Source organism: Pseudomonas sp. NFPP24, from assembly GCF_900112095.1.
Lineage (GTDB): Bacteria > Pseudomonadota > Gammaproteobacteria > Pseudomonadales > Pseudomonadaceae > Aquipseudomonas > Aquipseudomonas extremorientalis.
This window is the reverse complement of sequence record NZ_FOKD01000011.1, coordinates 217067-230876: the sequence shown is the minus strand read 5'-3', so window position 1 is coordinate 230876 and position 13810 is coordinate 217067. Positions and strand designations below refer to the sequence as shown.

The following is a 13810-nucleotide window of genomic DNA, read 5'->3' as shown; positions in this document are numbered from 1 at the left end:
TTGCTGTCAAGTGATTATTTTCAGAAGTTTTCGAAGATTTCTTCAACAACTTCAACCACTTGCGCTTCCGATCTCTCGTTAGCGGGAGGCGAATTCTACAGCTTTACACGCTGCTGTCAACACCTCTTTTTCTCCGCTTTCGACCGAGAGGATCGAAACGTTAATAGAGCCAGACAACACTGCCCTATCAACTGCTTCTGGGCTTCGATGAACTGAAGCAAGTCGCTGTCGAATTCTGCGTAACTCTTTGTTTACCAAGGAGTTTTCCGTTTCGACTGCGCCGGAAGTGGGGCGAATTATAGACTTCCAGAATCTGCCGTCAACCCTTAATTTGGTTTTTCTATCAAAGAGCCTGAAACACTCAAAGTCCGTCCTGTATAACGCATCAAAAAGGATAATTGAGCAATATATTGCTCATCACCAAACAGTTGAGCATCATAGCGCTCTTGCTTCTTTTATATGACTTCGGACGAATTCCCCAATGACCACCTCCCCCCGCAGCCTGGCCTCGACACTGTTCCCTGTCGGCCTGCTGTTGATCGCCATGGCCTCTATCCAGTCCGGCGCCTCGCTGGCCAAGAGCATGTTCCCTGTCGTTGGCGCACAAGGCACAACGGCACTGCGCCTGATTTTCGCCAGCGTGATCATGCTGCTTTTGTTGCGCCCGTGGCGCGCCAAACTGACCTCCAAGTCCTTACGTACCGTCATCGTCTACGGGATGGCGTTGGGTGGCATGAACTTTCTCTTCTATATGTCATTGCGCAGCGTGCCCCTGGGGATTGCGGTCGCCCTGGAATTCACCGGCCCCCTCGCGGTGGCCATTTACGCCTCTCGGCGCGCAGTCGACTTCCTGTGGATTGCCCTCGCCATCATCGGCCTTCTCTTGTTGATCCCGATGGGCGAGGCCAGCAGCGGCATCGACTTGCTGGGGGCAGCCTACGCGCTGGGAGCAGGCGTCTGCTGGGCACTCTACATTCTGTATGGTCAGAAAGCAGGGAATGACAACGGCGTCCAGACCGCCGCCCTCGGGGTGATGATCGCCGCATTGTTTGTTGCACCTATCGGCATCGTCCACGCAGGCAGCGCATTGCTGACTCCCGCACTGATCCCGATCGCCATCGGCGTCGCCATTCTCTCCACCGCTCTGCCCTACACCTTGGAAATGGTTGCACTGACGCGCCTCCCTGCCCGAACCTTCGGCACTCTTATGAGCATTGAGCCGGCTTTCGGCGCGCTTTCCGGCCTGTTATTCCTGCACGAGCACTTGTCGTTCGCCCAGTGGCTGGCAATCACTTGCATCATTTTGGCCTCCGTAGGTGCCACGGTGACGATGCGCAGCGAACCAAAGCCACTGGTTGCCTCGGATTGAAGTCTGATTGAATGTAGCTCTGGTATTTGCCGCACATTTAGGCCATGTTTAGGCCGTAAACGAATGTCATTCATGGAGAACTTCGACAAGGACAGCGCGAACGCTACACCCGAAAGCGAGTAGAGCCGGCCTCTGGCATTGCAAGGCGGCTATTAAGGATAGGAATGAAGCGAATTTTAATACTGTTAATGGTCATGGCCGTTGCTGGTTGTGCCGCGACCACCAAGACAGAAGTGAAACGTGGCAAAAAAGGGTTGCATATCAACTGTTCCGGCCTGTCTTCTTCCTGGGAGCAGTGCTACACCAGTGCGACCAACTCCTGTGGCGCCAAGGGCTACCGAGTAATCGCAAAGTCCGGTGACAATTCTGAGGAACCTGGGGACTACCCATTCGGCCTCAACCCTGCCGGCTACACCAGCCGCAGTATGATCGTCATCTGTAAGTAATCGAATGAGCAGTCATCTCTGACTGCTCCTATCAAATCCGGATACAAATCCGGCCCTTCGCGACACGGCGTCTAAACTCCTGCTCTACCATCGAGCCAACGGAGTTCCCATGACACACAACAAAAAAATCGTATTGGTAGTGGGCGCCGGTGATGCAACCGGCGGCGCCATTGCCAGACGCTTCGCCCGCGAAGGCTATGTGGCCTGCGTCAGCCGCCGCAGCGCCGATAAGTTACAGCCGCTGGTGGACAGTATTAACGCAGTGGGCGGCGAAGCCCATGGGTTTACCTGTGATGCGCGTAAAGAAGAAGACGTCATCGCGCTGATCGAACAGATCGAAACTGAGCTGGGTCCGATTGAAGCCTTTGTGTTCAATATCGGCGCCAATGTGCCGTGCAGCATCCTGGAAGAAACCGCGCGCAAGTATTTCAAGATCTGGGAGATGGCCTGCTTCTCCGGCTTTCTGAACGCACGCGAAGTGGCCAAGCGCATGGTCACGCGCAATCGAGGCACCATCCTGTTTACCGGCGCCACCGCCGGATTGCGCGGCGGCGCAGGTTTTGCCGCCTTCGCCGGGGCCAAGCACGGGATTCGGGCCCTCGCGCAAAGCATGGCGCGGGAACTGGGTCCCAGGAACATCCATGTCGCCCATGTCGTGATCGATGGCGCCATTGACACCGACTTCATTCGCGACAATTTCCCGCAGAAATACGCACTCAAAGACCAGGACGGCATCCTCAGCCCCGAGCATATCGCCGATAACTATTGGCACCTCCACAGCCAGCCACGCGATGCCTGGACCTTTGAACTGGACCTGCGCCCCTGGAATGAACCCTGGTAAGCACGCCCCCATAACAATAAGCAGCGAGCATCGACCATGCGTAAAACCCTGGAGTTCTTCTTTGACCTGGGCAGCCCCGCCACCTACCTGGCCTACACCCAGCTACCGGCATTGTGCACGGCAACCGATACACAGCTTGTGTATAAACCCATGTTATTGGGCGGCGTGTTCAAGGCCACCGGTAACGCCTCTCCAATCACCGTTCCTGCAAAGGGTCGCTACATGCTCGATGACCTGGCGCGTTACGCCCGGCGCTACAACGTACCGCTCCGGTTCAACCCGCACTTCCCCATCAATACGCTGGTGTTGATGCGAGCGGTCACCGGCATCCAATTGCACCAGCCTGAGCGTTTCCTGGACTTCGTTGATTGCCTGTTCCATGCCCTTTGGGTCGAAGGCCGTCACTTGGGAGACCCCGCCGTCGTGGCTGCCGTACTCACTGAATACGGATTTGCCGCCAATGAAATCCTGAATTTGGCCAATGACGAAACCGTTAAGGCTGCCTTGAAGGACAACACCGAACAGGCCGTTCAACGCGGCGTGTTCGGTGCCCCCAGTATGTTTGTAGGCAACCAGCTGTTCTTCGGTCAGGACCGTCTGGAATTTGTGCGCGAAGCGTTGAGTTAGAGCTTGATGGCCAAAACGCCCTGGCACGTTACTGCCTGGCAGGTAATCAGATAGCCGCAGTGCGTACCTGCAACCACTCCAGCGCGGCACCGCTGAGCAATGGGCTCAAACGCTTGCGCACCTCAGTGTGGTAAGCGTTGAACCACTCACGCTCGTCTGCCGTGAGCAACGATGGCAACAGGCAGCGCGTGTCGATCGGGCACAAGGTCAGGGTTTCGAACTTGAGAAACTCACCGAACTCGGTCTTGCCCGCTTCGCGGTTCAACACCAGATTCTCGATACGCACGCCCCAACGGCCTGGACGGTAAGTACCCGGTTCAATGGAGGTGATCATCCCCGCTTGCATCGCCGTTTGCGGCGCGGTAGCCGCCTGGTAGGCAATCACTTGTGGGCCCTCATGCACGTTGAGGAAATAGCCTACACCGTGGCCAGTACCGTGGCCGTAGTCCACGCCTTCCGCCCAGATCGGCGCGCGGGCAATCGCATCCAGCAGCGGCGACAGGATCCCTTTCGGAAAGTGGGCACGGGACAAGGCAATCACGCCCTTGAGCACCCGGGTGCAGTCCCGCTTCTGCTCGTCACTCGGCGTGCCGATCGGCACCATCCGCGTGATATCCGTGGTGCCGCCCAGATACTGGCCACCCGAATCGATCAGCAGCAGGCCATCGCCTTCGATCAGCGCGTGCTCTTCTTCAGTGGCGTGGTAATGCGGCATCGCGCCGTTGGCGTTGTAGGCCGCAATGGTGTTGAAACTCAACGACACATAACCAGGGCGGCGGCTGCGTGCAGCGGTCAGGTGTTCGTCGATGGTCAACTCGGTGATGCGTTCACGGCCCAGCGCACTGTCCAGCCAGGCGAAAAACTCGCACAGCGCTGCGCCATCCTGCTCCATGGCTTGGCGGATATGTTCTGCGTCGGCCAGGCTCTTGCGGGACTTGGCCAATGTGGTCGGGTTGAGGCCTTCGACCAGCTTGACGCCGGCATCGAGATTCTCCAGCAAACCCGCGGTAACGCGCGCCGGGTCGACCTGCAGACTGGCGCCCGCCGGCACCGCGCGCAATGCATCCGCCACTTCGCTGTAGTCGCGCAGCGTCACGCCATCCTGCTCCAGCACAGCCCGCAACTCGGCGTCGACTTTGCTCAGTGCCACAAACAGCGTGGCCTGGTGTTGATTGATCAACGCAAAGGACACAAACACCGGGTTGAACGAAACGTCACCACCACGCAGGTTGAACAGCCAGGCAATGTCATCCAGGGTCGCGATGAAATGCCAGTCGGCGCCCTTCTCTTTCAAGGCAGCACGCAGCGAAGCGAGTTTTTCAATACGGCTGACAGTAGCCTGCGGTGGCAGGTGTTGATAGATCGGCTGGTTCGGCAATGCCGGACGGTCATGCCAGACTTCATCAAGCAGGTCGATATCGGTACGCAAGCGCGCGCCGCGCTCCGCCAGCTTACCGGCCAGGGTACGCGCCGAAGCCACGGCCATGACCGCACCATCCACCGCCACCACACCACCTTCCGGCGTTTGCTCGGCCAGCCACTCCAGCGGCCCGGGTTGGCCCGGCTGCAGCTTCACCAATTCGATGCCGCTGCCCTTGAGTTCCTTGGTCGCCTGTTCCCAGTAACGGCTATCGGCCCACACACCGGCGAAATCCGCAGTGACAATCAGCGTTCCCACCGAGCCATGAAACCCCGACAGCCATTGCCGCCCCTGCCAGTAACCCGGCAAGTACTCGGACAAGTGCGGGTCGGCCGACGGCACCAGCAGGGCATGAATACCCTCGCGGCTCATCAGTGCACGGGTATGCGCCAGGCGCTGGGGAACCGTTCCATGGGTCAAGGGCTGCGTACTCATTGTGTCTCCTGCTAACCACGAATAATTGTTATGTGTCGCGATAAATGAATCAGACCGCCCAGAACGCCGGTGCGCTGGCGAGGGCCGCCTTGATCAGTTGCACCGCCTGGTCGATATCCTGTTCAGTGGTAAACCGGCCGAGGCTCAAGCGAATGGTGCGGCTGGCGCTGCGTGCATCATGGCCCAGGGCGAGCAGCACATGGGACGGTGCATTGCTGGCCGAATTGCAGGCCGAGGTCGCAGAAAACGCGATCCCCGCGCTCAACGCCGCGGCGTTGAATTCGCCTTCACTGAACGTGAGGCTCAGGGTATGGGGAATACGCTGTGTAGCGCTGCCATTGAGGCGCACACCGGCCAGCGACTCCAACTGGTCGAGCAGGCGCTGGCGCAGAGCCACAATCACCGCCTTTTCTTCAGAGAAAGACGCCGCCGCCAAGGCGAACGCGGTGCCCATGCCAGCAATCTGATGGGTCGCCAGGGTGCCGGAACGCAAGCCGCCCTCGTGGCCGCCACCGTGAATCTGCGCCAAGACCTTCTGCTGCGCCCGCGGACCGACGTACAAAGCGCCGATACCTTTGGGGCCATAGAGTTTGTGCGCGGAAAACGACATCAGATCCACCGGCCACTGCGCCAGATCGATCGCCACCTTACCCGCCCCTTGCGCCGCATCCACATGCAACAACGCGCCGTGTTCACGCACGCGGGCACCGATGGCAGGGATATCGTTGAGGGTGCCGAGCTCGTTGTTCACCAGCATCAACGACACCAGGAAGGTGTCCTCGCGCAAGGCTTCGCTGACGGCATCGGCGCTGATCAAGCCATCGGCGTCCGGCACCAGGTAGGTCACGGCCACGCCGGCTTCCTGCAATTGTCGCGCGGTATCCAGGGTGGCCTTGTGTTCGATCTGGCTGGTAATGATATGCCCACCCGCCACGCCCCGCGCCTGGGCCACGCCTTTGATCGCAAGGTTGTTGGATTCGGTGGCGCCGGAGGTCCAGACGATTTGCTCCGGGTTGGCACCGACCAGCCCGGCCACCTGACGACGCGCCTGTTCGACCGTCTGCCGGGCCGCCTGGCCGAACGCATGGGAACTGGACGCGGGGTTACCGAAATTGGCGTTGAAGCCCAGACACTCGACCATCACCTGGATGACCCGCTCGTCCACCGGGGTGGTGGCGGCATAGTCGAAATACAACGGACGTTTATTCATGACGTTAGAAACTCGCAGAGCAGGTTCCCGAGAGCAGCGTCTCAGGGGCACGGACCGGGACAGAGGTCGTCAGGTTTAACCGATCACACGCCATTAAAGAAGGACCACTTTATGTAAATGTGCGTAGGAACGCTCCTGAAATTCAGCTTAACAGGCTGAAGTCGCTCCATGGCAAACAAAAAGCCCGAGGATCCTTGTGGATAACCTCGGGCTTTTTGTCGCTGGGCGCGGGTTCAACTGGGACGACCATGCAGGGTCACGCTGCGTTCGGCATTCATTTCGCCCTTGCTATCAAAGTCGAAGGGTTTCTGTGGCTGGCCGGTCAGCGCGGCGCGCTGCTGTTGATATTCGTCAAACGACAAACCACGACGGCTCAATGCTTCAAGGGCCAACTGCTTGGTTTCTTCTGCGGTGTAAGGACGCAATTCAGGCGAAGGATGAGTCGCACATCCGGCAAGGACTGAGCTGACAATCAATAAGGAAACAGCGAGGAATCGGTTCATGGTGGTGGCCCTGCGAAGGAGGTTTCGAGTCAATGAACACAGGCTACTCCGGCCCCTTGATGGTGAAAAATCACCTGCCTTGATAGTTGCTATCAACCGCCAACGCACCTTCGATAGCAGAGCCTTTATATTTCCTTATGATCTATAAATATGGAAATACGTTAATTTACGGAATAAATACAACCCTCTATAAAGGGACTACACCGCCCTGGCACTGTTGCCCACGCAACTGTTGCCCTGGCAACAGCCAATCAACAAATCACCAGGCAGCCAACACCGGCATTTTCATCAGTGAGCCTGCAACCCACGTCGATCAAGGCTTGCACCCGTTGGTACAGCTCTTGCTCAAGCGGTTGCACTCCACCTGCTATGAATCACTGTTGAAAAAGGAACTGTTCATGACCCGTCCCCTGAATGTCGTTGCCCTCTCCGGCGGAACCTGGCGCCCGTCCCGTACCCTGGTGTTGACCCAGGCGGTGCTGGCTGAGCTGGCTACCTTGCTGCCGATCCAGGCCACCCTGATCGAGCTGGGCGATATCGCCCGGCCGCTGGGCGGTGCGCTGTCCCGTGATGAACTGCCCGCAGAAGTCGAAGCGCAACTGTTGGCCATCGAACAGGCCGACTTGCTGATCGTCGCCGCGCCGGTCTATCGCGGTTCCTACCCGGGCCTGCTCAAGCACCTGTTCGACCTGGTCGGCCTCAATGCGCTGATCAACACCCCCGTGCTCCTGGCGGCAACCGGCGGCAGCGAACGCCACGCGCTGGTCCTCGACCACCAACTGCGTCCGCTGTTCAGCTTTTTCCAGGCGCTGACCCTGCCGATCGGTGTGTACGCCACCGAGGCCGACTTCACCGACTACCAAATAACCAGCGAATTACTGAAAGCCCGTATTCAACTGGCGGCAGAACGCGCAGCGCCTTTGTTCGCCGCGCACTCCCCCTCTCTGCTGAAAATCGCTTAAGGATTGGTCATGGATGTTTTCTGGTTTCTGCCAACGCACGGCGACGGTCATTACCTGGGCACCACCCAGGGTGCACGGCCGGTCACCCTCAATTATCTGAAACAAGTCGCCCAGGCAGCTGACAGCCTGGGCTACCACGGCGTGCTGATTCCTACCGGGCGCTCGTGCGAAGACTCCTGGGTCATCGCCTCGGCCTTGGTGCCGCTGACCGAACGCCTGCGTTACCTGGTGGCGATTCGTCCGGGCATCATTTCGCCGACTGTCTCGGCGCGCATGGCGGCGACCCTCGATCGCCTGTCCAATGGCCGCCTGCTGATCAACGTGGTGACCGGCGGCGACCCCGACGAAAACCGTGGCGACGGCAGTTTCCTCGACCACGCCGAACGCTACGAAGTCTCCGACGAATTCCTACGTATCTGGCGCCGTGTGTTGCAGGGCGAATCGGTGGATTTCGAAGGCAAGCACCTGCGCGTGCAAAACGCCAAGGCCCTTTACCCGCCGGTGCAGAAGCCTTACCCGCCGCTGTACTTCGGTGGATCCTCCGACGCCGCCCACGACCTCGCCGCCGAGCAGGTGGACGTGTACCTGACCTGGGGCGAACCACCCGCCGCCGTTGCGGAAAAACTCGCGGATGTGCGTGAGCGCGCCGCACGCCACGGGCGCACCGTGAAGTTCGGCATCCGCCTGCATGTGATCGTGCGCGAGACCGAAGAAGACGCCTGGAAAGCCGCCGACAAGCTGATCGAGCACATCAGCGACGAAACCATCGCCGCCGCGCAAAAATCCTTTTCGCGCTTTGATTCCGAAGGCCAACGCCGCATGGCCGCCCTGCACGACGGGCGCCGTGACAACCTGGAAATCGCCCCCAACCTGTGGGCCGGCGTCGGCCTGGTGCGCGGCGGGGCCGGCACCGCGCTGGTGGGCAACCCGCAACAAGTGGCCGAACGCATCAAGGAATACGCGGACCTGGGGATCGAGAGCTTCATTTTCTCCGGCTACCCGCACCTGGAAGAAGCCTATCGCTTCGCCGAGCTGGTGTTCCCGTTGCTACCGGAACCCTATGCCAGCCTTGCCGGCCACGGCATCACCAACCTCACGGGCCCCTTTGGCGAAATGATTGCCAACGATGTGTTGCCGACCAAAGCTTGAGATCAATGAGGAACACCGTGTGACCGCCAAACCCCACAGCGTCCTGCCGTCCCCCTTGCAGACCGCCAGACTGCTGGCCGCCGACTTCGCCCTCACCGCCGTCGAACGTGACGAACGCGGCGGCACGCCCAAGGCTGAACGCGACGCCCTGCGCCAGAGCGGCCTGCTGGCCCTGAGCATTCCCACCCAGTACGGTGGCCTCGGCGCACGCTGGAGCGACACCCTGGGTATCGTGCGTGAATTCGCCAAGGTCGACAGCTCCATCGCCCATGTCTTCGGTTTTCACCACCTGATGCTCGCCACCGTGCGCCTGTTTTCACGCCCGGACCAATGGCAACCCTGGTTCGAACAGACCGCGCGCAAAAACTGGTTCTGGGGCAACGCCCTCAACCCGCTGGACACGCGCACCGTGGTCAAGGATTTCGGCGGCTGGCGCGAGTTCTCCGGCAAAAAGAGCTTCTGCTCCGGCGCCAGCGACTCGGAAATGCTGATCGCTTCGGCGGTGGACGAATCCGCCGGTGGCAAACTGCTGATCGCAGCGATCCCCAGCGGGCGCAGCGGCATCACCTTGCACAATGATTGGAACAATATCGGCCAGCGCCAGACCGACAGCGGCAGCGCCAGCTTCGAACGGGTGCGCGTCGAAGAATCCGAGCTGCTGCTCGATCCGGGACCGCTGAGCACACCCTTCGCCTGCCTGCGCCCGTTGATCGCCCAACTGACGTTCACCCACATGTTTCTCGGCATTGCCGAAGGCGCCTTCGAGGAAGCGCGCAATTACACCCTCACCGAAACCCGCGCCTGGCATAAATCCTCGGCCGAAGATGTGCGCAGGGACCCTTACGTACTGCATCACTACGGCGAATTCTGGGTCGCACTGGAAGGCGTGCGCCTGCTGGTGGAGCGCGCTGCCGACCTGCTCGACCAGGCCTGGGCCAAAGGCCCGAACCTCAGCGAAACCGAACGCGGCCAGTTGGCCATTGCCATCGCCACCGCCAAGGTCGCCGCCACCCAGCAGGGCCTGGAGCTGTGCAGCCGCCTGTTCGAAGTCACCGGTGCGCGCTCCACCCACGCGTCGCTGCGCCTGGACCGTCACTGGCGCAACCTGCGCACCCAGACCCTGCACGACCCGGTGGACTACAAACTCCACGAACTGGGGGACTGGGCGCTGAACCACTCCCTGCCGATTCCAACGTTCTATTCCTAAGAGAGGTGCCCATGCAGCTGTTGACCCTACCGCGCTCGCCCGCCCTCGCGACCTCGATCCGCGCCACGGCCCAGGTCTTCGAAGACCCCAAATCCCAGGCGTTGCTCGACCACATCCAGCAAGTGGCGCCCAGCGAAGCCAGCGTGCTGATCATCGGCGAGACCGGCACCGGTAAAGAGCTGGTGGCACGCCACATCCACAACCTCAGCGCACGGCGCAACCGGCCATTCGTGGCGGTCAACTGCGGGGCGTTCTCCGAGTCCCTGGTGGAGGCCGAACTGTTCGGCCATGAAAAAGGCGCCTTCACCGGCGCCCTCAGCGCCAAGGCCGGCTGGTTCGAGGAGGCCGACGGCGGCACGTTGTTTCTCGATGAGATCGGCGATTTGCCGATGGCGATCCAGGTCAAACTGCTGCGGGTCCTGCAGGAACGAGAAGTCGTACGCCTGGGTTCGCGCAAGAGCATTCCGATTGATGTGCGCGTCTTGGCCGCAACCAACGTACAGTTGGAAAAAGCCATCAACGCCGGGCATTTCCGCGAAGACCTCTATTACCGCCTCGACGTGGTCAGCCTGGAGCTCAGCCCGCTGCGCGAGCGCCCCGGCGATATCCTGCCGCTGACCCGACACTTTATCGAAGCCTACAGCCAGCGCCTGGGATATGGCCCCATCACCATCAGCCGCGAGGCCGAGCACAAGCTTAAAAGCTACAGTTGGCCGGGCAACATCCGCGAGTTGGAAAACGTGATCCACCACACCCTGCTGATCTGCCGGAACGGCGTGATCGAGCGCGACGACCTGCGCCTGTCTAACATGCGCATCGAGCGCCAGGACGACAGCCAGCACGGCAGCGACAACAGCGCTGAAGCATTGCTGGCGCGGGCCTTCCAGAAACTGTTCGAGGAACAGGCCGGCGCCCTGCATGAAAAGGTCGAAGATGCCCTGCTACGGGCCGCCTACCGTTTCAGCCATTACAACCAGGTCCACACCGCCAACCTGCTCGGCCTGAGCCGCAACGTCACACGTACGCGCCTGATCAAGATCGGCGAGCTGGCGGTGAACAAGCGCCGGCCCGGAGAAAACGTGCAAGGCGAGCGCATGCTGCACCTATCCATTTAGGCGGCAGTGCAACGCGTTGTCGTGGCTGCGCTCGAAACTGCGCAGCACCTGGAACGAACCAAAGGTCACGGCCGTGGCCTGGTGGGCGCGAATCAATGTCCAGAAATCTTCCTCGCCATGCTCAAAACACTGGAAGGCCGCCTCGCCGTCTTCACGCGAGTGCCATTGCAGGTAATTGAGCACCCGCCGTCCGTCATCGCTGACCAGCACACTCGCATTGATAAAGCCGCCATGGCCCTGGGCCAGGCGTTCGCTCTGAAGGGTCAAGGCGGCCACCAGGGCAGATTGTTGCCGGGGTTCGATCTGAAACTCGATCAATTGAGTGAAGCTGCGATTCTTCTCTGATACCTGCATGAACACTCCCCTTCCTCTGTAGGCAGAATCTTGCGATTCGATGCCATGCAGGGTAAAACCTCTAGTTAAGTCAAGGTCAAGCGCTTATCTGGAGTTTTTCATGCTCAACAAGGAACTCACTGTCGGCCAACTGGCCGCCCGCAGTGGTGTGGCGGTCACGGCGCTGCACTTCTACGAAACCAAGGGGCTGATCAAGAGCAATCGCAACGCCGGTAATCAACGGCGTTACCCCCGGGATGTACTGCGGCGCGTGGTGGTGATCAAGATCGCCCAGCGCCTGGGCATTCCGCTGGCAACGATTGGCGAAGCCTTGCAGACATTGCCGGAGGGGCGCACGCCCAACGCCCAGGATTGGGAGCGTTTGTCGGCGCTGTGGCGGCAAGACCTGGATGAGCGCATCAACAAGCTGACGCTGCTGCGCGACAAGCTCAATGGCTGTATTGGCTGCGGATGTTTGTCGATGGAGGCGTGTCCATTGCGCAATCAGGATGACCAGCTTGGTGAGCGCGGGCCGGGGGCACAGTTGCTGGAACCGACACCCCCTGCATGACCTGCGGCCCCAACACTTCGTCGACTGCCCACAGGCCACACGGAACGTGGCCTATAGTGAAGAGGCCGTTTCTCTACAACCACAATCAAGGAGAGCGATATGAGCGTTGAACCTATTCCGGAGGGCTACGCCAGCATCACGCCTTATATGGGCATCGACAAAGCCAGTGAAGCCATCGAGTTCTACAAAAAAGCCTTCGGCGCCACCCAGGTCATGCGTCTGGACATGCCGGATGGCAAAGTCGGCCATGCCGAGCTGCGCATCGGCGATTCGGCCATCATGCTGGGCACGCCCTGCGACGAAATGGCCCTGCGCAACCCGGCCGAACACACCAGTGTCGGCTTGCATCTGTATGTGAGCGATGTCGACGCGCAGTTCAAGCAAGCCGTTGCGGCTGGCGCCAGCGTCGTGTCCGAGCCCAAGGACCAGTTCTATGGCGACCGCTCCGCCAGTGTGAAGGATCCGTTCGGTCATCTGTGGTTCCTGGCGACCCACAAGGAGGACCTGACCGAAGCACAGATCCGCGAACGTGCCGAGGCCCTGTTCAAACAAGGCTGACCCTTTGCAGGAGCGAGCAAGCCCGCTCCTGCATCACACTTCATGAACACCCCCTCCACGTTTTTGCCCTTGCCCCGAATGCCGCGTGATTCCACGATGCAAGCATTCATCACAAGGAGTCATTCCATGTTCGCCGGATTCCAGAAAGACCAGTGCCACGTCAACGGCGTGGACATCAGCTACCGCAAAGGTGGTACAGGTCCCGGTCTGCTCCTGTTGCACGGGCATCCGCAAACCCACGTCATCTGGCACAAAGTCGCCGAGCAACTGGCTGAACACTTCACCGTGGTGGCCGCCGACCTGCGCGGCTATGGCGACAGCAGCAAGCCACCGGCCAATGACCATCACACCCATTATTCGAAACGGGAAATGGCCCGGGACAACGTCGAACTGATGCAGGCGCTGGGCTTCGACAGGTTCTCGGTGCTGGCCCACGACCGTGGTGCCCGCGTGGCCCACCGCCTGGCCCTGGACCACCCGGCGGCCGTGCAACGCATGGTGCTGCTGGACATTGCCCCGACCCTGTCGATGTACGCGCAGACCAACGAAGCCTTCGCCCGCGCCTACTGGCACTGGTTCTTCCTGATCCGTCCGGCGCCCTTGCCGGAAGCCTTGATCGAGGGCAACCCGGAGCTGTACCTGCGTAGCGTGATGGGCAGTCGCAGCGCCGGGCTCAAGCCGTTCACTCAGGAAGCCTTCGCCGAATACTTGCGTTGCCTGAAATTGCCGGGCGCCGCCACGGGCATCTGCGAGGACTACCGGGCTGCCGCCGGCATCGACCTTGAGCACGACCAGGCGGACATCGACGCCGGCCATCACCTGAGCCTGCCGTTACTGGTGATGTGGGGTGCCGAAGGCACTGTCGGGCGCTGCTTCGAGCCGCTCAAGGAATGGCAGAAAGTCGCCACCGACGTGCGTGGCAAGGCCCTGCCGGCCGGCCATTACATCGCCGAAGAAGCCCCTGAGTTGCTGCTGGGCGAAGTCCTGACCTTCCTTCGCTGAGCAGCGCTGTAACCCCGGTTCTTCCGCATCCTCGGCATTATCTGCCGGGAGGGCACCGATCG

Annotated in this window: 15 protein-coding genes; 11 read left to right on the top strand and 4 right to left on the bottom strand. The window is 60.4% G+C overall.

Going from position 1 to position 13810, the window contains the following annotated elements; genetic code table 11:
- Positions 1–481: 481 nt before the first annotated feature.
- The 4 genes from rhtA to BM026_RS23020 all read left to right on the top strand — a co-directional run bounded on the left by rhtA (position 482) and on the right by BM026_RS23020 (position 3283).
- Positions 482–1369 carry a threonine/homoserine exporter RhtA gene (gene rhtA / locus BM026_RS23035; RefSeq protein ID WP_071492290.1) on the top strand — a complete coding sequence of 296 codons (888 nt, stop codon included), beginning with the start codon at positions 482–484 and terminating at the stop codon, positions 1367–1369.
- Positions 1370–1533: 164 nt separating this feature from the next.
- The gene (locus tag BM026_RS23030; RefSeq protein WP_058426920.1) at positions 1534–1815 is read left to right on the top strand and encodes a hypothetical protein; all 282 of its coding nucleotides are present in this window, start codon (positions 1534–1536) and stop codon (positions 1813–1815) included.
- A 109-nt stretch (positions 1816–1924) separates the two neighbouring features.
- Positions 1925–2656, top strand: coding sequence for an SDR family oxidoreductase (locus tag BM026_RS23025; RefSeq protein ID WP_092248073.1), 732 nt, complete (start codon positions 1925–1927; stop codon positions 2654–2656).
- A gap of 36 nt (positions 2657–2692) precedes the next feature.
- On the top strand, positions 2693–3283 hold the full coding sequence (locus tag BM026_RS23020; RefSeq protein ID WP_092248070.1) for a 2-hydroxychromene-2-carboxylate isomerase: 591 nt from the start codon (positions 2693–2695) through the stop codon (positions 3281–3283).
- Between the two features lie 46 nt (positions 3284–3329).
- On the opposite strand, the gene BM026_RS23015 is transcribed toward BM026_RS23020, so the two are convergent.
- From BM026_RS23015 to BM026_RS23005, 3 genes are all read right to left on the bottom strand, one after another.
- Positions 3330–5138, bottom strand: coding sequence for an aminopeptidase P family protein (locus BM026_RS23015; RefSeq protein WP_093530182.1), 1809 nt, complete (start codon positions 5136–5138; stop codon positions 3330–3332).
- A 49-nt stretch (positions 5139–5187) separates the two neighbouring features.
- Positions 5188–6348 carry a cysteine desulfurase family protein gene (locus tag BM026_RS23010; protein WP_093530180.1) on the bottom strand — a complete coding sequence of 387 codons (1161 nt, stop codon included), beginning with the start codon at positions 6346–6348 and terminating at the stop codon, positions 5188–5190.
- Between the two features lie 233 nt (positions 6349–6581).
- The gene (locus BM026_RS23005) at positions 6582–6851 is read right to left on the bottom strand and encodes a hypothetical protein (protein ID WP_092248061.1); all 270 of its coding nucleotides are present in this window, start codon (positions 6849–6851) and stop codon (positions 6582–6584) included.
- A 398-nt stretch (positions 6852–7249) separates the two neighbouring features.
- On the opposite strand from BM026_RS23005, the gene msuE reads away from it, so the two are divergent.
- From msuE to BM026_RS22985, 4 genes are read left to right on the top strand one after another with little or no spacing between them, the layout of a single operon-like run.
- The gene (gene msuE / locus BM026_RS23000) at positions 7250–7813 is read left to right on the top strand and encodes an FMN reductase (protein WP_058426944.1); all 564 of its coding nucleotides are present in this window, start codon (positions 7250–7252) and stop codon (positions 7811–7813) included.
- A 9-nt stretch (positions 7814–7822) separates the two neighbouring features.
- Positions 7823–8962, top strand: coding sequence for an FMNH2-dependent alkanesulfonate monooxygenase (gene ssuD / locus BM026_RS22995; protein WP_071492284.1), 1140 nt, complete (start codon positions 7823–7825; stop codon positions 8960–8962).
- A gap of 19 nt (positions 8963–8981) precedes the next feature.
- Entirely contained in the window at positions 8982–10169 is a 1188-nt protein-coding gene (locus BM026_RS22990) for an acyl-CoA dehydrogenase family protein (RefSeq protein WP_093514461.1), read from the top strand.
- A gap of 11 nt (positions 10170–10180) precedes the next feature.
- Positions 10181–11284, top strand: coding sequence for a sigma-54 interaction domain-containing protein (locus BM026_RS22985; protein ID WP_175507965.1), 1104 nt, complete (start codon positions 10181–10183; stop codon positions 11282–11284).
- Here the strand turns inward: BM026_RS22985 and BM026_RS22980 are convergent.
- The gene (locus BM026_RS22980) at positions 11273–11638 is read right to left on the bottom strand and encodes an antibiotic biosynthesis monooxygenase (protein ID WP_071492281.1); all 366 of its coding nucleotides are present in this window, start codon (positions 11636–11638) and stop codon (positions 11273–11275) included. The genes BM026_RS22985 and BM026_RS22980 overlap by 12 nt on opposite strands.
- A 100-nt stretch (positions 11639–11738) precedes the next feature.
- Between BM026_RS22980 and soxR the strand changes: the two genes are divergently transcribed.
- The 3 genes from soxR (at position 11739) to BM026_RS22965 (ending at position 13748) form a co-directional block, all read left to right on the top strand.
- Positions 11739–12188, top strand: a complete 450-nt coding sequence (soxR, locus tag BM026_RS22975; protein WP_071492280.1) for a redox-sensitive transcriptional activator SoxR — start codon at positions 11739–11741, stop codon at positions 12186–12188.
- A 99-nt stretch (positions 12189–12287) separates the two neighbouring features.
- On the top strand, positions 12288–12746 hold the full coding sequence (locus tag BM026_RS22970) for a VOC family protein (RefSeq protein WP_092248052.1): 459 nt from the start codon (positions 12288–12290) through the stop codon (positions 12744–12746).
- Positions 12747–12872: 126 nt separating this feature from the next.
- Entirely contained in the window at positions 12873–13748 is an 876-nt protein-coding gene (locus BM026_RS22965) for an alpha/beta fold hydrolase (RefSeq protein WP_093530176.1), read from the top strand.
- Positions 13749–13810: the final 62 nt, after the last annotated feature.

Excerpts from the sequence above, each read along its gene's own strand:
- ssuD (WP_071492284.1), top strand. The coding sequence starts at position 7,823 with ATGGATGTTTTCTGGTTTCTGCCAACGCACGGCGACGGTCATTACCTG.
- msuE (WP_058426944.1), top strand. The coding sequence starts at position 7,250 with ATGACCCGTCCCCTGAATGTCGTTGCCCTCTCCGGCGGAACCTGGCGC.
- BM026_RS22970 (WP_092248052.1), top strand. The coding sequence starts at position 12,288 with ATGAGCGTTGAACCTATTCCGGAGGGCTACGCCAGCATCACGCCTTAT.
- BM026_RS22980 (WP_071492281.1), bottom strand. The coding sequence starts at position 11,638 with ATGCAGGTATCAGAGAAGAATCGCAGCTTCACTCAATTGATCGAGTTT.
- BM026_RS23020 (WP_092248070.1), top strand. The coding sequence starts at position 2,693 with ATGCGTAAAACCCTGGAGTTCTTCTTTGACCTGGGCAGCCCCGCCACC.
- BM026_RS23015 (WP_093530182.1), bottom strand. The coding sequence starts at position 5,138 with ATGAGTACGCAGCCCTTGACCCATGGAACGGTTCCCCAGCGCCTGGCG.
- BM026_RS23030 (WP_058426920.1), top strand. The coding sequence starts at position 1,534 with ATGAAGCGAATTTTAATACTGTTAATGGTCATGGCCGTTGCTGGTTGT.
- BM026_RS22965 (WP_093530176.1), top strand. The coding sequence starts at position 12,873 with ATGTTCGCCGGATTCCAGAAAGACCAGTGCCACGTCAACGGCGTGGAC.
- BM026_RS23010 (WP_093530180.1), bottom strand. The coding sequence starts at position 6,348 with ATGAATAAACGTCCGTTGTATTTCGACTATGCCGCCACCACCCCGGTG.
- BM026_RS22985 (WP_175507965.1), top strand. The coding sequence starts at position 10,181 with ATGCAGCTGTTGACCCTACCGCGCTCGCCCGCCCTCGCGACCTCGATC.
- BM026_RS23025 (WP_092248073.1), top strand. The coding sequence starts at position 1,925 with ATGACACACAACAAAAAAATCGTATTGGTAGTGGGCGCCGGTGATGCA.
- soxR (WP_071492280.1), top strand. The coding sequence starts at position 11,739 with ATGCTCAACAAGGAACTCACTGTCGGCCAACTGGCCGCCCGCAGTGGT.
- rhtA (WP_071492290.1), top strand. The coding sequence starts at position 482 with ATGACCACCTCCCCCCGCAGCCTGGCCTCGACACTGTTCCCTGTCGGC.
- BM026_RS23005 (WP_092248061.1), bottom strand. The coding sequence starts at position 6,851 with ATGAACCGATTCCTCGCTGTTTCCTTATTGATTGTCAGCTCAGTCCTT.